This is a genomic window from Alteromonas gracilis, from assembly GCF_036870955.2.
Classification (GTDB): Bacteria; Pseudomonadota; Gammaproteobacteria; order Enterobacterales; family Alteromonadaceae; genus Alteromonas; species Alteromonas gracilis_A.
Window position 1 is genome coordinate 1766409 of record NZ_CP145482.2, and the last position, 19980, is coordinate 1786388.

Consider the following 19980-nt stretch of genomic DNA (forward strand, 5'->3'; position numbering starts at 1 on the left):
TCGTACATTGCTATGCGATTCGGATGTACTGTTGTAGTGCAATTATTTCACGACTTTTGTGGGATATACAAATTTAACTACACGTTAAGCGCAATCGATATTCAATTTCGAGTGGGGCATGTTAGGTAAACTGGCAAACTGATGATGGCCTTAAGAATGAAGATGTCCTTAGCAATAACTGTATCCTTTTCATATGTTTAGTGTGCGAGTCGTGCCTGCTGTAAAATGCCAGAATTTTGATGCCATCACACATTAGGCTAAAGTTGCATAAGGAAAATGTCTCATTTCTTCATTATTGGCACTACAATTTCATAAAAGTGTCATTGTCAGGTAATAAAGGGGTGGGTTGTGGTAAAGCTTTGGTCAGAGTTGATCATGCTGTTCGTTGTACTTCCTTTTGCTGTGCTTTACTGGATAAAACACTTTGCAAACTATCTTATGCCCATCCTCGGGTTTATTGGTGTGTGCTGTTTGGTAATTTTGTTAGCAGATAAACAGTTTATGCGCATTAAGCTATGGCACTGGGAAGACTACAGAACGCATTTTATTAGCACACTGAAATTATTTGTACCTTGGGCATTTTTACTTGCTCTGGGTGTGTATTTTTTAAAGCCAGAATTGTTCTTACACTGGCCAATGAACGAACCTTGGATGTGGATAGCTACACTTTTAATTTATCCTGTCGTGTCAGTTGTTCCTCAAGAAATCATATTTAGGACGTACTTTTTTCATCGCTATAAGCGCATCTTGCCGTCTAAATATGCGCGCTGGATTTTGAGTACCTTTGTATTTGGACTTGCGCATTTGGTTTATGGCAACTGGGTGGCGGTAGTTATATCTTGGTTTGGTGGCGCTATTTTTGGGTATCGCTACATGCAGACTAACTCAACACCCGTTGTTGTTATTGAGCATGCGCTGTGGGGCAGTTTTTTATTTACAATTGGTCTAGGATCTTATCTGGTCATTGCACAGTAACAAGTAAGAACAGATTAAATACTGAGTACAACTAGCGTACTTTACTAAGGAATGAGATGATAGATGGATACCTAGATAGCGTCTTACTTTCGGAATATAGCAGTGACGTGTTCATCGACTTCCTGATAGCTCCGTCAAAGGTTCTCCTCTCAGAAAATGGCGAAGAGCTTACTAGTCTTGTGGAAGCTCAGTCGCTTCTTGCTCAGCTATGGGAGGGCTTTTTGTTTCGCCTCCCTGGAATCGCAATTGGCATTGCCATTATGATCATTTTCATTGTTTTAGCTTCGCCACTTTCTAGGGCTTTGGTAAAGCCGCTTACACGTACTTCAACTTCTCCGCTACTCAGATCAGTTTTCCAGCGATCCATAAGTGTTTTATTTGTGGTGTTTGGTATTTATATTTTTCTATTTCTTGCTGGACTAACTGGCTTTGCAATTGCTGTTGTCAGTGGTACTGGCGTGGTTGGACTAATTTTAGGCTTCGCGTTTAGGGATATTGCTGAGAATTTTATTTCAAGCTTGTTACTTACTGTACAACGGCCGTTTAGCATTGGGGATATAGTTCAAATTAATGAGTTTACGGGCATTATTCAAAAAGTGACGGCAAGAGCTACAACGCTAGTCGACTTCGATGGAAACCACATCCAAATACCCAATGCTACCATTTACAAAGGTGTCATTAAAAACCTCACGGCAAACCCATTAATGCGAGGAAGTTTTGTAATAGGCGTTGGTTACGATGCAAGTGTCAAACATGCTCAACAGCTTGCACAATCGGTCATAGCCCAACAAACTTACGTTCTAACCGATCCAGAGCCGTTGATACTTATTGATAATTTAGGGCCTTCTACATACAACATTAAGGTTTATTTTTGGGTTAATGTGGAGGAAACCAGCGTTATAAAAATGTCGTCATTGCTGATGAGAGAGATTGTATGCGCTTTTGATGACGCTGGTATAAGTATGCCAGACGATGCAAGAGAGCGAATCTTTCCACAAGGACTCTCGTTAGAGAGAGAGAAAATATCAAGCTCTCCTAGCCAACAAAACGGAGTTAAAACAACAAAGTCAGTTAATACCTCGTCAGGCAATACGATTGACGATGTCGCTACAGAAGCGCATGACATCAGGGAACAAGCGCGCCGTTCAAGAGACCCTGAGGAGGGGCAAAATATACTTTAAGCCCCTGTAGGTGCAACTGGAGATAGGTTGCAGCGTTTGAGAAATGTTTGCCACAAGGTTACATGGGTTTGTACTGCTTGGCTGTATGCCGTGAAGTTTGTTTGACTCTGGGTGATAATGTATTGCTTGAAGTCGGAATGAAATGAAGCGTCTTCTAGCCACTTTTGCCACAATGGCACCAGCTTATAATGATATTGGTTTATCAAGCTTCCTACAGGCTGTATTTCTTCAATAAAAAAAAGATAGAACACATTTCTAAGTATTTTGGCCTGTTCGGTGGCGCGTCCATCTGGACAGGACACCTTTTGTAACTCAGATGTGAGTGCCGTACTCAGTGCGTCTAAGTTGTGTGCCACCACATGCTGTGTTCGCCATAGAGAAGCAGGTAGTCGAGCAGACTGGATTATTTCTAACTGCGCCTCAAGCTCTGCGCTGTTAATCGGTCGGATGTCAGCCTGAGAAGCAATTTCTTTGACGCCATCAATGTAGAAGAGGCTGTTTATGCTTGCATTGGCATTTTTGGGTGTGGTGTCTGATATCAAACGCTCTGGTGTATTTAGAGCAAGTCTGAGTTCTTTGCTGGCTTGGAGTAGGTTGGCCCAGCTTTTGACATAATCTTTGCGTTTTTGTTCCTGCCATTCACCCAACGTATCGGCCAGTTTGGGGTTAGACTGTCGAATGGCGTTTTCACAACTTGAAAGCACAGACAAGAGTTTGCTTTCATAAACCAGCCTTTGTGATGGAAGTTGGCTTTTCCCCAGTGAGGTGTTGCGCTGAGCGACCACGCGACCTAATTCACAATCTTGTAGGGCATAGAAATCGCGCAAATTTATACTCAACTCTTCAATATCGTGTTTGATACTTGTAGATGCTGCCAGCGCGGGTAGTGAGGGTGATATTATCTGGGGAAAGTCTGTATCTAGCACATAGGCTAAGCGTGCATTATAGTCTTCTAGACTGTCTACTACAGTGCGCTCGCCAAAGCACCCGCCAAGAAGCATAACCATTAACGCTAAAAACAAAACGCGCGCATCAACACATATTTTTGCCATTAATCACCTTTTAATCCATCTACCAAAGCGCTATGCCGAGGCGCTTGTATATAGACTACGTCCACCATCAACATAAAGGATCTGTCCGGTGATGTAAGGTGCGTTGATGAGAAACCAAACTGTATCTGCGATGTCCTCTGGTGAACCTAGAGTGCCTAGTGGAATAGTGTCGATGAGTTTCTGCTTTTCTTCCTCTTCCATGTCTCTCTCGGGCCATAATATGGCGCCAGGCCCAATACCGTTGACTCGTATATTAGGTGCCAATTCTGTCGCTAGAGAACGGGTTAATGATGCCAGTCCGTTCTTAGCAATAAGATAAACACTGTGACTGGGTAGCGGTCTGTCGATATGCATATCAACCATATTTACGATACTTCCAGAACGCGCTTTTAGGGCTGGTGCTAGGGCTTGTGTCAGAAAAAGTGGTCCTTTTACATTACTACCTACCAATGACGACCAGTCACTATCGGTAATGCCGCCAATGGGGGTTGGATAAAAGCTCGACGCATTGTTAACTAAAACATCGACATGACCCCACGAAGCAAGGGCTTGCTCTGCGAGGCTATCAATCATGGAGAGGTTGCATAGATCGGCGCTGAGGCTGGTAGCTGAATTGGAACGTGTCACGTTTAATTGATCAACCAGCACATTCGCTTTATGCATTGAACGGTTGTAGTGAATGATGACATTGAAACCTTCAGCATGAAGCTTTTTTGCTATCTGTGCACCAATGCGCTTCGCTGCACCTGTTATTAGGGCAACGGGAGCTGAATTTCCCATATAATTACTCTTAGTTATTTCATGTATTATTTACAGAATGCGCGTAGTGCTACCTTGTGGGTTAGTGCTACTCAATGCAGATTCGCTTCATTACATTTGCCTTTGGATGTCGCTAACAATCTGTTTGGCTTGCGTTATGTAATGCGCACCGAATAATAACCCGTGGTTTAAAATATGGTAAAGCTGATAAATGGGTTTTCTCTGTGAATAGTTTTTTTCTACAGGTGAGGTCGATTGGTAACCTTCAAAGAATGGAGCAGGAAAACCACCAAATAACTCTGCCATGGCAAGGTCTGTTTCTCCATCACCAACGTACACTGCAGGATCAAAGAGAACCTAGCCCTTTTTTACAAAAGCCAGCATTTCCTGCCCACAAGTCACCGTGAAGAAGAGCGGGATGAGGCTGGTGCAAACTAAGCAGGTTTCTACTCAACTCTACGATGCTGTCTATATCACCATCGGTGTGCTGCCACACCCCCGTTGATGCAAGTCTCTCCAACATACTTCCTATCCGTTTTTCAGCGAAAAAATCTGCCCATGATGCTGTTCTTCCGTTTGTTTGAACGTTGGCTCCAATGTAGTTATCGTGAGGCCAGCCATAGCTGGTATAGGCATTAAGCGAATGCAGCGAGGCTAGGTGCTGGCCAAGGGTAAAATAATCATCGAGGGAAGGCTCAACAAAGCGAATGTGAGAGAGTACGAGGTACTCGATATTCGGTGAACTGTCTTTGGTAATGCCGTGGCAGATGACGCTAGGGACAAGGATTACCTCACTGTTGCTCAGCGCATTAAGCCCTTCTGCTTCATGGGACAACTGTTGCGTATCATCATATTGTCGCGTTTTGACAAAATAGCGGCGAGTTGTGTCTTTAATAATATAGCTTTCGTGCGTATCACCACCACTTACTGGGTCTGCGCGTTGACAGCTAAAAAATGTATTGGTTGTTTCAGAAATATGTTCGCTAATAAAGTGCCACATCTCGTACGCTCCGTAACGTGCCTATTCCTTTGGACGACGATGAATAAGTGGAAAAACGTGGAAAAAACGTCAACTCGACTTCAACTAGAAGTATGGAGTAAATTTCCACAAATGCACAATTAATGAGAATAATTTGTGTTAATGCAAAAATGAATTTGGAGGTTTATTTCAGATAAAACGATTTTGATTATTGAAGTTGACTATACACTCGCTATAATCCGTGCTTCGCTTTTCGCGTAATGCGATATTTTTCAAAGCCTAGCAAAGCAAAAATGGCTAAGCGAATAGTTCATGGCGTGGTCACTTCACGCTGCTATTTTTTAAAATGCAAGTGGCGCAGAGTAGGCGTCACCACTGTAAAGGAATTAAAATGCCTGTTATTACCCTTCCTGATGGAAGCCAACGCGCTTTCGACAACCCTGTTTCTGTATTAGATGTTGCAAATGATATTGGCCCTGGTTTAGCCAAAGCAACCATTGCAGGAAAAGTGAACGGTGAGCTTGTAGACGCCGTTGATATGATTGAAAGCGACGCGCAACTTCAAATTATTACCGCAAAAGACGAGGACGGTTTAGAGATTCTTCGCCACAGCTGCGCTCATTTATTAGGGCATGCAATTAAGCAGCTATGGCCAAACACCAAAATGGCAATTGGTCCAGTTATCGACAATGGTTTCTATTATGACGTCGATATGGAAGAAAGCCTGTCTCAGGAAGACCTTGTAAAGCTTGAGAAGCGTATGCTTGAGCTAGCAAAAACGAACTACAACGTAGTAAAAAACAAGGTGAGCTGGCAAGAAGCACGCGATGCATTTGAAGCACGCGGCGAGACATACAAAATGGAAATCCTTGACGAAAATATCAGCAAGGATGACAAACCAGCACTTTATCATCACGAAGAATACACTGACATGTGTCGCGGTCCTCATGTACCAAACATGAAATTCTGTCATCACTTCAAACTGATGAAAGTGGCCGGAGCATACTGGCGAGGTGACAGTGACAACAAAATGCTTCAGCGCATTTACGGCACAGCATGGGCTGATAAAAAGCAGCTTAAGTCTTATCTACAGCGCTTAGAAGAAGCTGAAAAACGTGACCACCGTAAAATTGGTAAAGCGCTGAACTTGTTTCACTGGCAAGAAGAAGCACCAGGCATGGTGTTTTGGCACAACGATGGTTGGTCTATCTACACAGAACTAGAGAGCTTTGTTCGTAAAAAACTGCGTGAGTATGGATACGATGAAGTGAAAGGCCCATTAATGATGGACCGTACCTTGTGGGAAAAGTCAGGCCACTGGGACAAGTACGCTGATAACATGTTCACCACTGAATCTGAAAAGCGTGAATATGCAGTTAAGCCAATGAACTGTCCAGGTCACGTACAAATATTCAACCAGGGCTTGAAATCGTACCGCGATTTACCACTTAAAATGGCTGAATTTGGATGCTGTCACCGCAATGAACCGTCAGGTGCACTTCACGGCCTCATGCGTGTTCGTGGCTTTACGCAAGACGATGCACATATCTTCTGTACAGAAGAGCAGATCCTTGAAGAGGTGAGCAACTGTATAAAGATGGTGTATGAGACGTACGCCGCATTTGGTTTTGAAGACATCAAAGTTAAGCTGTCTACGCGCCCTGAAAAGCGTGTTGGTGCAGACGAAATTTGGGATAAATCCGAAGCTGCATTGGCTGAAGCGCTAAAAGCTAATGACATTGAGTTCGACTATCAGCCGGGTGAGGGGGCATTCTACGGCCCTAAAATTGAGTTTACGCTTCACGACTGCCTTGACCGTGCTTGGCAATGTGGAACCGTTCAACTTGACTTCTCTATGCCAGGCCGTTTGGGCTCAACGTATGTAGCGGAAGACGGCGAGCGTAAAGTGCTTGGTAATGATTCACCGCGCAATCTTGGGGTCGCTTGAGCGTTTCATCGGTATTTTGACCGAAGAATTTGCAGGTTTCTTCCCACTTTGGTTGGCGCCTCAGCAGGTTGTTGTAATGAACATTACCGATAAACAAGCTGATTACGCCACAAATTGTGTAAAAAAACTGCAAGATTTAGGATTTAGAGCAAAGTCTGACTTGCGAAATGAGAAGATCGGCTTTAAAATCCGCGAGCACACTTTGAAGCGTATTCCATATATGCTCGTTGTGGGTGATAAAGAAATGGAAGCGGGCGAAGTAGCAGTGCGTTCTCGCCGCGGTGACGACCTAGGCAAAATGCGCCTGGAAGACTTTATTGCCATGGCTCAACAAGAAGTTGTTGAAAAGACAATTAAGTAGTTGAGCATTTTGTGTATAATACACAGCAAGGTGTCTGCTTTTGGTTTTATTTTTAGGTTACTTATTTAGGTTAAACCGCCCAAAAGCAGACAAAAGAATTAAATGTTTGGAGGAATAGCACATTAAAGGCGCTAACAACAAGGCTCAGGGCGATAAAGCCCGCATTAACGATGAGATTAAAGCCAGAGAAGTAAGATTAATTGGCAAAGACGGTGAACAGGTTGGTGTAGTTTCGCTTGCAGAAGCTACTCGTAACGCAGAAGAAGCGGGCCTAGATCTAGTAGAAATCAGTCCGAATGCCGAGCCGCCAGTCTGTAAAGTTATGGACTATGGCAAATTCCTCTTCGAAAAAAGTAAAGCTCAAAAAGAGCAGAAGAAAAAACAGAAGCAAATTCAGGTCAAGGAGATTAAATTTCGCCCTGGCACTGATGAAGGCGATTACCAGGTCAAACTGCGCAACCTGCGTCGCTTTCTTGAAGGTGGTGATAAAGCCAAAGTCACGATTCGTTTCCGCGGACGTGAAATGGCGCACCAAGACATCGGTATCGATCTACTAAATCGTGTTAAAACCGATTTAGAAGACATCGCTACATGCGAGTCTTTCCCACGCCGTGTGGAAGGCCGTCAGATGATCATGGTGCTAGCCCCAAATAAGAAGTAGTAATGGTCTAAAGTTTTCAGGAATCTGCACCCTGAAACACCTTGCTGCAAACATTAACCGGTACTAGGTGACTGCACACCATAATGTATCGATATTAAACAATGCGGAGTTTTAGCAATGCCTAAAATGAAAACTGTAAGCGGTGCCGCCAAACGTTTTAAGAAAACGGGTTCTGGCCGCTTTAAAAGCAAACAGTCTCACTTACGTCACATTCTGACTAAGAAGAGCTCTAAGCGTAAACGTCACCTTCGTGGCAAGAAACTGGTTCATGACTCTGATACCAAATTGGTTCAGCGCATGTTGCCTTACGTATAAGACTTAGGAGACTGATTAATGGCTAGAGTAAAACGCGGCACTATCGCACGTGCTCGTCACAAAAAAGTCCTCAAGCAGGCAAAAGGTTATTACGGTGCTCGTTCACGTGTTTATCGCGTAGCGGTACAAGCCGTAACTAAAGCTGGTCAATATGCTTACCGTGACCGTCGTCAGCGCAAGCGTCAATTCCGTCAACTATGGATTGCACGTATCAACGCTGCTGCACGTCAAAATGGTATGTCATACAGCCGTTTCATTAACGGTTTGAAGAAAGCGTCTGTTGAAATCGATCGTAAGATCCTTGCCGACATCGCAGTACATGACAAAGCAGCTTTCAGCGCACTAGTCGACGCGGCTAAAGGCGCATTAGCTTAATTATTAACTAATTAAGTTTAAGTTCTTTCGGAAAAGGCGAGCAGGATGCTCGCCTTTTTTCGTTCTATTAACAATATCTCTCTTCCCTTCACATTCAACCAGAACCACCAAAATAGACATTTGTTGCTTCTTATTTCAATCAAAAGCATGCAATGAAGTAGGGCAGTTGCATTAGAAGATACAAAAAAAGCAGAGTGCGACTCTGCTTTTCAATTCAAACAAATGCCTTTCACAAGGCCAACCAAGTCGGTTGACTATTTTTTCTCAACACGACCATATCTGTCAGAGAAGCGAACAATATCGTCTTCACCCAAATAAGCGCCAGATTGTACTTCGATTAGCTCTAGCGGAATTTTTCCAGGGTTCTCTAATGCGTGCACCGCACCAATTGGAATGTATACAGATTCATTTTCTGTTACGAGTTGCGTATTGTCATTAATAGTGACATTGGCACTCCCCGATACGACAATCCAGTGCTCAGCGCGATGGTGGTGCATTTGTACAGAAAGCTTTTCTCCGGGCTTTACAGTAATGCGTTTAACTTGAAAACGATCACCGCTGTCAATAGAGTCATAACTTCCCCAAGGACGATAAACCTCTCGGTGAAATTCAAACTCAGGACGCTTTTCGGCCTTTAGTTTGTTGACCACATTTTTAATACTTTGGGCATCATCCTTATGCGCCACCATAACAGCGTCTTTGGTCTCCACCACTATAACGTCTTCAAGCCCAATAACCGAAACAAGACGCTGCTCAGCGTTTACATAGCTGTTCTTAGTATTCTCTAAAATTGTGTCACCCACGCTCACGTTGCCATCGTCATCTTTGTCAGCGGTTTCCCATAAAGATGTCCAGCTACCAACATCACTCCAGTTGGCATCAAGAGGGACCATTGCCGCACTGTCTGTTTTTTCCATAACTGCATAATCGATAGAATCATCAGGGCAGGTTGCAAAAATATCGTAATCTACACGAATGAAATCGAGATCAGGTGTTTCAGTCGCGATAGCGCGTTTGCAAACCTCGAGCATTTCAGGATTATATTTAGCCAATTCTTCTAAATAGCGACTTGCTTTAAACATAAACATGCCGCTGTTCCAGAAATAATCGCCTGATTCAACATACGCTTTCGCTGTCTCAAGCTCTGGTTTTTCAACAAACTGAGATACTTTAAATCCGTCGCCGATAGATTCACCAGACTTTATGTACCCGTAGCCGGTATGAGGTTGATCTGGCACGACACCAAACGTGACCAGTTGTCCTTGTTCTGCCAGCTTTTCAGCCTTCTCGATTGCTTTATGAAATGCTGGTTCGTTCTTAATAAGGTGGTCTGCAGCAAGCACTAGCAAAACGGGGTCTTCATTATTTTGCGTGGCGTGCAACGCAGCAAGGGCAATCGCGGGTGCAGTATTACGTCCCACTGGCTCAAGCAAAATGCCGCCGTGTTGAATGTTTTTCTTTCTTAATTGCTCTGCAACCAAAAAGCGATGTGCATCATTGCAAATAAACACTGGATGTGAAGCGTTGGTGCCTTTCAACCGAGTAATGGTGTCTTGCAACATAGTGTTATCTGAAGTCAGTGATAAAAATTGCTTAGGCAGCGCCGCGCGAGATTTCGGCCATAGACGGCTACCGGTACCGCCTGCCAATACTACTGGTTTCATACTGAAATCCTTGTCTCTTCTTATAATTCGATTATTAAGATTAATGACCACTAATATAGCACCATTAATGCGGTGGTTTACAGCACAAAGCGGGCTTAATTGCCTACATACCGCTAACTTGATTCTTTAAAACATTATTAGAGCGCAAAAACAAAATTACATCAAAATGACGTGTTTACCTGTTAACACTTGCCAAATAACGAAATCAATACTGCTGACCGCATAAATTTGAAGAATTGGACAGTAAAAATCTGCCATTATCAGCCATATAGGGTAGCCGTAACGTCTTGCTGTCGTGTAAACTACTGTCTTTATTTCAGGCAAGCCTTAGCGCACAGAATTAATCTCACAATGCTTTGGCCATGCAGTCATCATGTATATTGAGGAAAACATGGAGCTTGACGCTATTATCAATCAGGCACAGAGCCAGATTGACGCTGCAGAAGATGCAGCCACACTTGACCAGGTTAGGGTCGAATTCATGGGTAAGAAAGGTAAGCTTACCGACTTACTTAAAGGACTTGGAAAGTTATCAAACGAAGAACGTCCTGCCGCGGGCCAAAAAATTAACCAAGCTAAGCAGGTTATTCAGCAAGCTATTTCAGCAAAAGGCGAGTTGCTGCGCACGGCTGAACTTAACAAGAAGCTTGCGGAAGAAGCCGTTGATGTAACGCTTCCTGGTCGCACAGAAAAGCCAGGTAATTTGCATCCGGTGAGCCGCACTATTGCGCGCATTGAATCGTTCTTCGGCGAACTTGGCTTTTCAGTCAAAACCTACCCTGAAATTGAAGATGGTTTTCACAACTTTGATGCGCTGAATATTCCTGCGAATCACCCAGCACGTGCGGACCACGATACCTTCTATTTTAATCCTGACATGATGCTACGCACACAGACTTCTGGCGTACAAATTCGCACGATGGAAGCAGAAAAGCCGCCACTGCGTATAATCTCGCCTGGCCGTGTATATCGTAATGATTACGACCAAACTCACACGCCGATGTTCCACCAAGTGGAAGGCTTGATGGTTGACAAAAACGTGAGCTTTACTGACCTTAAAGGCATTCTTCACGACTTTCTTCATCACTTCTTTGAAGAGTCGTTAGAAATCCGTTTCCGTCCGTCATATTTCCCTTTTACTGAACCATCAGCCGAAGTGGATGTAATGGGCAAGAACGGCCAGTGGTTAGAAGTACTAGGCTGCGGCATGGTTCACCCGAATGTACTTAAAGCAGTGGGTATCGACCCAGAAGAATATACTGGCTTTGCCTTTGGTATGGGCGTAGAGCGTTTAACCATGCTTCGTTATGGTGTTAACGACTTGCGCGCGTTCTTTGAAAACGACCTTCGTTTCCTTAAGCAGTTCAACTAAGGCAGAGAGTAAACATGAAATTCAGTGAAAAATGGTTAAGAGAGTGGGTTAACCCATCGCTGTCGGCACATGAGCTGTCTGAACAGTTGAGCATGGCTGGCCTTGAAGTAGACGGTGTAGAGCCAGTAGCAGGTGATTTTAAAGGCGTGTTAGTCGGTGAAGTAGTAGAATGCGGTCAGCACCCGAATGCCGATAAACTTCGCGTAACTAAAATTAACGTTGGTGGCGATGAGCTACTTGATATCGTTTGTGGTGCGCCTAACTGTCGCCAGGGCATAAAAGTAGCAGTTGCTGTCGTTGGTGCCGTATTGCCAGGCGATTTTAAAATTAAGAAAGCAAAGCTTCGCGGCGAGCCGTCATTCGGCATGCTATGTAGTTTCTCTGAGCTGGGTATTAGCGATGACCACGACGGTATTATTGAGCTTCCAGCTGATGCACCTATTGGTGCGGATATTCGCGACTACCTTGGTCTAGACGATAACGCCATTGAAGTAGACCTAACACCAAACCGCGCAGACTGTTTAGGTATTCGCGGTATTGCCCGTGAAGTTGGCGTACTTAACAACCTTGACGTATGCGAGCCTGAAGTCGTTGCAGTAGACGCAACAATTGACGATAAACTGTCAATTACGCTAAGTGCAGATGATGCTTGCCCACGTTATTTGGGCCGTGTACTTAAAGGCGTTAACGTTAAAGCTGCATCGCCATTGTGGCTAGTTGAAAAGTTACGTCGTTGCGGAATTCGCAGCATTGACCCTATCGTTGATGTGACTAACTTCGTACTACTAGAACTTGGTCAGCCAATGCACGCGTTCAACCTTGCTAGCATTGAAGGCAACATCAATGTGCGTATGGCTAATGAAGCCGAAACGCTGACATTATTAGATGAAAACGAGGCTAAGTTGCAAAGCAATACTTTGGTAATTGCTGATGATAACAAAGCGCTAGCGATGGCAGGTATTTTCGGTGGTTTACATTCAGGTGTAACGGCTGAAACACAAGATATTTTGTTAGAAAGTGCATTCTTTGCGCGTGATGCCATTATGGGGCGTGCGCGTCAATACGGTTTGCATACCGATGCCTCACACCGCTACGAGCGTGGCGTAGACCCTCAGCTTCAACGCAAAGCCATGGAGCGCGCTACTGCACTGGTACTTGAAATTTGCGGTGGTGAAGCAGGCCCTGTTGTTGAAGCTGTGGCTGAAGACAAATTGCCTAAGCAAGCAACAGTAACGCTTCGTCGCGAACGTTTAGCTCGTGTACTAGGTATTAGCATTGATGATGCAAAAGTAACAGAAATGCTTAACCGCCTTGGTTTAGACGTAACGCAGACCGAAGCAGGCTGGGAAGCGGTTGCACCTAGCTATCGTTTCGATATTTCAATTGAAGAAGACTTGATTGAAGAGATTGCGCGCGTATACGGTTATAACAACATTCCTAACGTGGCACCAAAAGCCACATTAGCAATGCTGCCTTCACAAGAAGCTAAGTTGCCGTTAAATACAATGAAGTCGTTGCTACTTAGCCGCGGTTATAATGAAGCGATTACTTATTCGTTTGTTGACCCGAAAATTCAAAACGCATTATTTCCAGATGTGAAGGGCATGGTTTTACCACACCCAATATCCTCTGATATGTCAATAATGCGCGTCAGTTTGTGGCCGGGTTTACTAGGTGCAACTGCGTATAACCAGAAGCGTCAGCAACAGCGAATTCGTTTGTTTGAAACAGGATTACGCTTTATTCCTCAACAAGATGCGCCAAATGGTGTATTGCAACAGCAAGTAATTGGTGGTGTAGTAGCAGGGCGTCGTAACGAAGAACATTGGGATTTGGGCGATAGCCCAGTTGATTTCTTCGATGCCAAGGCTGATGTTGAGGCGTTGCTTGCGTTAACCGGAAGAACGGGCGAGTTCCAGTTCGTCACGGGCGAGCATAGTGCATTACATCCTGGTATGACTGCAAAAATTTTGCTTAATGATGAAAAAGTTGGCTATATTGGTGCTATACACCCGCAATTTACAAAATTGCTTGGTGTTAACGGCCGCGTATTTGTGTTCGAGTTAGTGGTAGATGCCATTACAGACCGCAAACTACCGTCTGCTGTACAGGTATCGCGCTTCCCATCAAACCGCCGTGATATTGCTATTACGGTTAAAGATGAAGTGCGTGTAGGAAATGTACTTTCTTACATAGAAAAAATTGGCGTAAATCAACTAGTTGCTCTAAACTTGTTCGATGAGTACAAAGGCAAGGGAATTGAACCTGGTTACAAGAGCCTTGCTTTGTCTCTTCATTTACAAGATCCGGATAAAACCTTAGAAGAAGCTGAGATTCAGCAAGCGGTGGATACTGTGGTTAAAGGTCTGGAATCTGAGTTTGGGGCCGCGTTAAGAGAGTAAACTATGGCATTGACCAAAGCCGAGATGGCTGAACACCTATTCGAGAAATTAGGCATCAATAAACGTGATGCAAAAGATCTGGTAGAGCTTTTCTTTGAAGAAATTAAAAGCGCTCTAGAATCTGGTGAGCAAGTAAAACTGTCAGGTTTTGGTAATTTTGACCTGCGTGATAAAAACGAACGTCCTGGCCGTAATCCAAAAACGGGCGAAGACATTCCTATCAAAGCACGCCGTGTGGTAACGTTCCGCCCGGGTCAAAAACTTAAAAGCCGAGTCGAAAACTCAGCACCCATCGATCAATAATCAATTGGTCGTTACAATACAATGAAAGAGCGGGTTATCTCGCTCTTTTTGTATTGCCTCATTTTTTCAGTGCAGTCGTGCTGACATTCATATGCATCAGTTTTGGAGTAAAGTGTGAAAAAAGCGCTCGTTATTTTTGTTGTTGCCGTTTTTGCTGTATTGGCTTGGATAGTATACCTGTCGTCTGAAGCTGATAAACGCGACCAAGAAGCAGCAAAAGTACCGCTAATTACCGTAATGGAAATTCTTCATGCAAGCGATCTGCAGCAAGGTATAAAGCAAGCCGTTGAAAATAAGAACGAAGGCGCTGTTGATGAATGGATGAAACAAGCCATAGCTGTAAGTGAAGCGGCGAACCTTTCGAAGCAAGATTTAGATTATCTTATGTCTGAAACGGCAAAAGATTATGTTGTTTTTAATGCTAAACGCCAACTATTCAACGAAGCCTTTGAAGCGCGATATTATTCACTAGAAGAAGTTGAAAGCCTTAAGCAACAATATCCTGAAGCAAAGGACTTGTTCGCTCGTACTGACGTGCTAATAAGAAAACGTGACGCAATTATCGAGCAAATAGCTAAAACACTTTCAGGTTCAAATACGGTGGACGACGTCTCGCTAAATAAAGCCAGGCAGCAATGGCGTGAACAAGCTGAAAAGTTAGAACAATAGTCTAACTATATTGGCCCAACACAACGCCTCTTGTGATGGCCAATGGCATACTTCTAATATCTAGCCAGAAAATCCATTTTTGTCGCAAAATGCTTCGCAAAAAGCAAAAACTAATAGGAGTCAGCAGCCTGTAATATTGATGTTTTCTGAATTAATTCAATGTAAACAATGTGTTGCGGTTTTGGCATGGCTATAGCTATCTAAGGTTAAACGTTCTGTGTTTAACAGCCTTGGAGCTAAAGATGAAAACCATTGTTGCTTTGTTTGCGTTAAATTTGTGCCTTTTCTCATCGCCTCTTTTTGCAGGGCTCATTTTTACGCTGTCTGACCCTGATATTGCGGTAGGCCCTGCTGGCGCGTCGAGCGTTGAGACTTTTGATAGACAGTCAAGGGGAAGAATATCAGATAGTATCACTACTGACTTTGGCGTATACCGCGTACTTCAAGGCGGTGTTCGTATAAACGGCGCGAATACATGGGGTGGGGCAGATGGAAATGGAAACTATTTGTTTATTCCCGCTGATGGAGAGATAGAGCTTACATTTAACAACCCAGCAGGCTATTTCGGGTTTTGGTGGAGTGCTGGCGATGCAGGAAACAAACTTACAGTAAACACGGTGTCTGAAACCTTAGAATTTACCACTTCTGACATTCTTAACTCTCCAGCGCTCACACCAGAGCACTTTGGCAATCCATTTTGGGGAAATCCTGACTCACGAGACGACTACCACGCTTCATGGGAACCTTTTGCTTTTGTAAACCTTTTCGCAGAAACAGCAGCAGATGCGTTAACGTCAATACGCTTCTATGGCAGTAATTTTGAAAGCGATAACCACACAGTATTAAACACGCTACTGCCAAGCTCAGGGGCGTTTATTTCAAGAGTGGGAATACAATCAGTACCAGAACCTAGTACGTTAGCGCTATTCTCGTTCGCGCTATTGTTAATGTACAGAAAGACCTATAAGCGTTAAATCGCAGCGGCCAAGCTAAGCAGTGATATCGGCAAAGGCTGCCTGCGTTAGCATCGACAGTGAAGTAGGGGAAAGAGAAAGCTCTAATCCTCGTTTTCCCGCACTCACATAAATGGCTGACAGTGCTTCGGCACTGTCGTGTATAACAGTAGTAAGTCGCTTCTTTTGTCCTAGTGGGCTTACCCCACCAAGCACATATCCTGTTGAGGTAATAACGTCTTCACTTTTTGCCATCACCACTTTTTTTGTACCAAGGGCTTTTGCCATTTTCTTTTCACTGAGTTTGTTGTTAACAGGCACTATGGCTACCGCAAGCGTGCCTTTATCAGTGCTGACGACCAAGGTTTTAAACACGCAATTGGCGTCTAGCTGCAATTTTTCAACAGCCTCTAGTCCATAGGAAGACGCCGATGCATCGTGCTCATATTTGAGCACCTTGTGCTTGATGCGTTTTTTGGTGAGTAAAGTGATAGCAGGTGTCATTCGTTATCTTTTTGGTAAAACATACGGGTATGCTCAACGGCACCGGGTAGCAGGGGAGTTGCAGCTTGAGTCGCATAATCGTCAAACCCTGCCGTGAAGTAAGGCGAAAGCGGGTGCCCGGACTGTCCACCTGGCAAAGTTAAAATAGCATCGTTTAAATGACCAGGGCTTACAAATAACCGCTGTGATGCTCCAAATTCAGAGGCTTGGACTGCTGGCATATAAGTGTCACCAAAACCTTCTATGCGCGCCATATTCAGGTGCTTGCCAATAAATGGAATCTGGGAAGCAAATGGGTGTTTTACGGTAAGTGCGTTGACGTTACCCCAGCGCAGTGTTTCCAAATCGGCCTCGACCGGTGAATGAATATCGAGTAATTTGTGCTTGGCTCTTCGATAAGCGTCAACTAAAAGTTCGTCATAATTTTCTGTGTCTGACGGTAACCAGTCATCGGGTTGTTCATGAATAAGTTGCCATGCTGCTGGCTCTATCTGGCGAAGCAAGGCTCGGCTATTTACGCCCTTCCTATCGATTGATGTAAGAATGCTGCCAAACAGCGTTTGAATAACTTCACTGCGAAAATGCTTTACTAGTGTGTAGCCAACTGAGTCTTCACAGGCGCAAGCGTCCCAGGTGTTTAAATACGCTAAATCTTGTTTGAACTCGACATTTTGTACATTAAGCAATCCTGACAAAAGCTTGTGCCATGGCATTAAAAATTGCGCATGGTTATCAAGCTGAATGGCATAAAAATCATTTTCGGTAAAGGTGTCTTTCTCAAACAGTCGGTCGCGAATTTGCTGACCTCTTGCGCCCAGTGCATATCCGCCATCGCCTAATTGTGGGACATCGTCGGCTGAGATAACACGTGCGTTTGCTGTCCAGATGCGCCCGTGAGACGGGTTGACTACCGAAGGTAGTTCTTGAGCTCGTCTCGGGGGATTTTCTTTCATCTGTGATTCTGTAATAGCAACATACGAGGCCTGCTCTCTTTGCATTACCGCACCACCAGGCAACCACGCGCTGTTACCTTCTTTATCAACAATAACAAGGTTTTGAGTTGGAATAGCCACTGTTTTACCGATCGCGATGGCGTCGTTAACATTTTGGGCTGTTCCCATGTTGACGATCCCCAGATTGACTGCAAACGGGTGATGAGCGGCCCAATTGAGTGCATATCGCTTACCGTCAACGTTGCGAACAGGACCATATTGACTTACTTCAATAGTATACTGGTGGTCACCCTCAGGTAGCGAGATACGTCGTGTGTATTGCTGTGTTGGCGTATCATCGTTTAGTTCAACCCAGTCTACATTATCAAGGTTGGCATTGGTAAAACCCCACGCTATATGGTCATTCGTCCCTACAACAATTCCAGGTAAGCCAGGAAGTGAGACTCCTGTCACTTGAACTTTTTCACCTAGCCTCTTGATAGTTAAGCTGTGCGCGGTACCAAATAACGGGCACTCTCAAACTTAGGTGCATATCATTAGCAAGCATTGCTGAACCCGTGTTGGTAAGTTTGCCGCTCACTGCCCAGTTATTGCTGCCAATATCAGGTAATTCAGTTCCCATGTAGGCAAGCCGCATGCTGGCGTCGAGATTGTTTTTTGCAAGACTTTGTGGGTATGGTGGAACAGGTTGGCTATATGGGGCGATTTCGCTTGCGTCTAGCGCAGCTTGGAAATGGCTAGGTTGTGTCATAAAGCCATATACCGCGTCGCCATAGAGTGACTTAAGCATGGTTCGCGCCATATCAAAGCTTATCTGTGCACCTTGTAGGTCAAGGTACATGCTATATACAACTAATATGCTGTCAGTAGGCCGCCATTGCTCAATATCTACACCTGCAGCAGTGTACTCAAAAGGTGGTAGCGTCATTTCATCGAGTGCATCGTTGACGCCATGGGCATATCGAACGAGCAACTCTTGCTGTTTTGTAGGCAAGGTGTCAAATACCACGCGAGCGCGCTGCTCGAACTGATGAAAGCGAATATTCTTATCACGCTCTAAGGCAATCTTACCCACCCATTGAGACAGGTTACCAGACGCCGAACGTCGCTGAAGATCCATTTGAAAAAATCGATCTTGCGCGTGAGCGAAACCAAGGGCGTACGCAGCATCAAAGATATCATCGGCTTTGACAATTGCCTGACCATAACTGTCTCGGCTAAGTTCAGTCGGTGAAGAAACATGGTAGGTAGTCTTGTTACCATCTAGCGAAGGTAAACTTAAGCGAAGGCCTGTGTAGAGAGCAATGGCTATTAGAGCCAATAGTGTCACAACGCCGATCGCAAGCCATTTAATCCAATTTATCACGTGTAAAGCTCCCCTTTTTTCTCTATCCTAACCAGAGATTTACGAAATTTGAAGTGATGTTTTATGACACTACATAAGGGGGCGTTGTGGGCCCTTTAATGCTGGACTGCCAAGCAGAAGAATTAGCGCAAGAAGAAAAAGAAAAGTTAGCCCATCCCGTGGTGGGTGGCGTGATCTTATTTACACGTAACTATCATGACAAACGTCAGCTTCGTGCGCTGGTAGAGAGCATCCGTGAACATGCGAAAAAGCCCGTCCTTATTGGTGTTGATCACGAGGGGGGCGCGTTCAACGATTTAGAGAAGGTTTTACCGCGTTACCTGCGATGGGGGAGATCATCAGGCAATCAAGAACGCGAGATGAAAGCGAGACCTATGCGAAAGCGTGTGGGCTGGTGTTGGCGCATGAGCTTAAAGCGTTACATATCGACTTTAGTTTTGCACCAGTGTTAGATATCAATGGTGTATCACAGGTAATCGGCGACAGGGCATTTGCTGATAATGCGCAAGATGTCATTCAGTTAGCAACTGCGTTAATTCAAGGTTTGAAGTTGGCAAACATGCCTGCGATAGGGAAGCACTTCCCCGGCCATGGAAGCGTAGCGCCAGACTCTCATATTGCGCTTCCGGTCGATGAACGTGAGTTCCAAGAAATTCATCGTACCGATATGGTTGTGTTCGAGCGACTTATAGAGCGCGATTTATTGGATGGCATTATGCCTGCCCATGTAATTTATAAGCAAGTGTGTGACAAACCAGCAGGATTTTCGTCACACTGGTTACAAGATGTGTTGAGAAATACGCTTAAGTTTAACCAGGCTGTTTTTTCTGATGATTTGTCGATGCATGGTGCGAGCGTGGCGGGAGACTACCTAGAAAGAGCTGAAGCTGCGCTAGATGCCGACTGCGACATGGTGCTGGCTTGCAATAACCCAAAAGGTGCAGAGCGCATACTCGATGGATTGGAAGGCAGGGTAGCTCAGCAAACGCCAAGTGACAGCGACAAGCGAGCACGAACTATGGCGCTATACGGGCGTTCTATGGGAAAACAGGCCAGTCTCGAATATGAATCATCAGTAAAACTCATCCAACGATTGAATGAGAGCTAGATTTGGCTCTGCCACCTTGCTTGGCACCTTTCGGTTCTAAAGCCCACTTTCCAAAAACATATAGTGCGATTTGACCTAGC

General features: G+C 44.5%; 16 protein-coding genes and 3 pseudogenes. 12 read left to right on the top strand and 7 right to left on the bottom strand.

What is annotated here, in order from left to right:
* Positions 1–348: 348 nt before the first annotated feature.
* Together V6N89_RS08575 and V6N89_RS08580 are read left to right on the top strand one after the other, a co-directional pair.
* Positions 349–975, top strand: coding sequence for a CPBP family intramembrane glutamic endopeptidase (locus V6N89_RS08575; RefSeq protein WP_338517197.1), 627 nt, complete (start codon positions 349–351; stop codon positions 973–975).
* Between the two features lie 56 nt (positions 976–1031).
* Positions 1032–2156 (top strand): mechanosensitive ion channel family protein, encoded by a 1125-nt coding sequence (locus V6N89_RS08580; protein WP_338517198.1) that lies wholly within the window; start codon positions 1032–1034, stop codon positions 2154–2156.
* Here V6N89_RS08580 and V6N89_RS08585 read toward each other — a convergent pair.
* From V6N89_RS08585 to V6N89_RS08600, 4 genes are all read right to left on the bottom strand, one after another.
* Complete coding sequence (locus V6N89_RS08585) at positions 2153–3208, bottom strand: DUF3080 family protein (RefSeq protein ID WP_338517199.1); 1056 nt, start codon at positions 3206–3208, stop codon at positions 2153–2155. The genes V6N89_RS08580 and V6N89_RS08585 overlap by 4 nt on opposite strands.
* 30 nt (positions 3209–3238) lie before the next feature.
* A complete protein-coding gene (locus V6N89_RS08590) occupies positions 3239–3988 on the bottom strand; it encodes a pteridine reductase (RefSeq protein WP_338517200.1) in 750 nt (249 codons plus the stop codon).
* Between the two features lie 90 nt (positions 3989–4078).
* Positions 4079–4273, bottom strand: a complete 195-nt coding sequence (locus V6N89_RS08595; RefSeq protein ID WP_338517201.1) for a fructosamine kinase family protein — start codon at positions 4271–4273, stop codon at positions 4079–4081.
* Positions 4274–4313: 40 nt separating this feature from the next.
* On the bottom strand, positions 4314–4967 hold the full coding sequence (locus V6N89_RS08600; RefSeq protein WP_338517203.1) for a fructosamine kinase family protein: 654 nt from the start codon (positions 4965–4967) through the stop codon (positions 4314–4316).
* 370 nt (positions 4968–5337) lie between these two features.
* Here V6N89_RS08600 and thrS point away from each other — a divergent pair.
* From thrS to rplT, 4 genes and pseudogenes are all read left to right on the top strand, one after another.
* Positions 5338–7255, top strand: a pseudogene (thrS, locus tag V6N89_RS08605) (threonine--tRNA ligase).
* Positions 7256–7376: 121 nt separating this feature from the next.
* Positions 7377–7916, top strand: a complete 540-nt coding sequence (gene infC, locus V6N89_RS08610) for a translation initiation factor IF-3 (RefSeq protein ID WP_071814473.1) — start codon at positions 7377–7379, stop codon at positions 7914–7916.
* A gap of 117 nt (positions 7917–8033) precedes the next feature.
* Complete coding sequence (gene rpmI / locus V6N89_RS08615; protein ID WP_012518091.1) at positions 8034–8231, top strand: 50S ribosomal protein L35; 198 nt, start codon at positions 8034–8036, stop codon at positions 8229–8231.
* 18 nt (positions 8232–8249) lie between these two features.
* Complete coding sequence (gene rplT / locus V6N89_RS08620) at positions 8250–8606, top strand: 50S ribosomal protein L20 (RefSeq protein ID WP_070174515.1); 357 nt, start codon at positions 8250–8252, stop codon at positions 8604–8606.
* 254 nt (positions 8607–8860) lie between these two features.
* Here the strand turns inward: rplT and V6N89_RS08625 are convergent, their stop codons facing one another.
* Positions 8861–10270 carry a mannose-1-phosphate guanylyltransferase/mannose-6-phosphate isomerase gene (locus tag V6N89_RS08625; protein WP_346993651.1) on the bottom strand — a complete coding sequence of 470 codons (1410 nt, stop codon included), beginning with the start codon at positions 10268–10270 and terminating at the stop codon, positions 8861–8863.
* Positions 10271–10661: 391 nt separating this feature from the next.
* On the opposite strand from V6N89_RS08625, the gene pheS reads away from it, so the two are divergent.
* The 5 genes from pheS (at position 10662) to V6N89_RS08650 (ending at position 15990) form a co-directional block, all read left to right on the top strand.
* Positions 10662–11642 (top strand): phenylalanine--tRNA ligase subunit alpha, encoded by a 981-nt coding sequence (gene pheS, locus V6N89_RS08630; protein ID WP_338520246.1) that lies wholly within the window; start codon positions 10662–10664, stop codon positions 11640–11642.
* A 14-nt stretch (positions 11643–11656) separates the two neighbouring features.
* Positions 11657–14044: a phenylalanine--tRNA ligase subunit beta gene (gene pheT / locus V6N89_RS08635; protein ID WP_346993652.1), complete on the top strand. Its 2388-nt coding sequence runs from the start codon at positions 11657–11659 to the stop codon at positions 14042–14044.
* A gap of 3 nt (positions 14045–14047) precedes the next feature.
* Entirely contained in the window at positions 14048–14347 is a 300-nt protein-coding gene (gene ihfA / locus V6N89_RS08640; protein ID WP_131094149.1) for an integration host factor subunit alpha, read from the top strand.
* A gap of 114 nt (positions 14348–14461) precedes the next feature.
* A complete protein-coding gene (locus V6N89_RS08645; RefSeq protein ID WP_338517204.1) occupies positions 14462–15016 on the top strand; it encodes a hypothetical protein in 555 nt (184 codons plus the stop codon).
* A gap of 242 nt (positions 15017–15258) precedes the next feature.
* Positions 15259–15990 carry an Npun_F0296 family exosortase-dependent surface protein gene (locus V6N89_RS08650; RefSeq protein WP_346993653.1) on the top strand — a complete coding sequence of 244 codons (732 nt, stop codon included), beginning with the start codon at positions 15259–15261 and terminating at the stop codon, positions 15988–15990.
* A 15-nt stretch (positions 15991–16005) separates the two neighbouring features.
* On the opposite strand, the gene ybaK is transcribed toward V6N89_RS08650, so the two are convergent.
* Complete coding sequence (gene ybaK / locus V6N89_RS08655) at positions 16006–16473, bottom strand: Cys-tRNA(Pro) deacylase (RefSeq protein ID WP_338517206.1); 468 nt, start codon at positions 16471–16473, stop codon at positions 16006–16008.
* Positions 16470–18792: pseudogene (locus V6N89_RS21735) on the bottom strand (penicillin acylase family protein). Before V6N89_RS21735 ends, ybaK begins: the two are co-directional and overlap by 4 nt.
* 98 nt (positions 18793–18890) lie before the next feature.
* Between V6N89_RS21735 and nagZ the strand changes: the two are divergent.
* Positions 18891–19900: pseudogene (gene nagZ / locus V6N89_RS08675) on the top strand (beta-N-acetylhexosaminidase).
* The last annotated feature ends 80 nt before the right edge of the window (positions 19901–19980 follow it).

Bases quoted from the DNA above. Each gene is read 5' to 3' on its own strand.
- V6N89_RS08580 (WP_338517198.1), top strand. From the start codon at position 1,032: ATGATAGATGGATACCTAGATAGCGTCTTACTTTCGGAATATAGCAGT.
- V6N89_RS08585 (WP_338517199.1), bottom strand. From the start codon at position 3,208: ATGGCAAAAATATGTGTTGATGCGCGCGTTTTGTTTTTAGCGTTAATG.
- V6N89_RS08590 (WP_338517200.1), bottom strand. From the start codon at position 3,988: ATGGGAAATTCAGCTCCCGTTGCCCTAATAACAGGTGCAGCGAAGCGC.
- V6N89_RS08595 (WP_338517201.1), bottom strand. From the start codon at position 4,273: ATGGCAGAGTTATTTGGTGGTTTTCCTGCTCCATTCTTTGAAGGTTAC.
- V6N89_RS08600 (WP_338517203.1), bottom strand. From the start codon at position 4,967: ATGTGGCACTTTATTAGCGAACATATTTCTGAAACAACCAATACATTT.
- rpmI (WP_012518091.1), top strand. From the start codon at position 8,034: ATGCCTAAAATGAAAACTGTAAGCGGTGCCGCCAAACGTTTTAAGAAA.
- rplT (WP_070174515.1), top strand. From the start codon at position 8,250: ATGGCTAGAGTAAAACGCGGCACTATCGCACGTGCTCGTCACAAAAAA.
- V6N89_RS08625 (WP_346993651.1), bottom strand. From the start codon at position 10,270: ATGAAACCAGTAGTATTGGCAGGCGGTACCGGTAGCCGTCTATGGCCG.
- pheS (WP_338520246.1), top strand. From the start codon at position 10,662: ATGGAGCTTGACGCTATTATCAATCAGGCACAGAGCCAGATTGACGCT.
- pheT (WP_346993652.1), top strand. From the start codon at position 11,657: ATGAAATTCAGTGAAAAATGGTTAAGAGAGTGGGTTAACCCATCGCTG.
- ihfA (WP_131094149.1), top strand. From the start codon at position 14,048: ATGGCATTGACCAAAGCCGAGATGGCTGAACACCTATTCGAGAAATTA.
- V6N89_RS08650 (WP_346993653.1), top strand. From the start codon at position 15,259: ATGAAAACCATTGTTGCTTTGTTTGCGTTAAATTTGTGCCTTTTCTCA.
- ybaK (WP_338517206.1), bottom strand. From the start codon at position 16,473: ATGACACCTGCTATCACTTTACTCACCAAAAAACGCATCAAGCACAAG.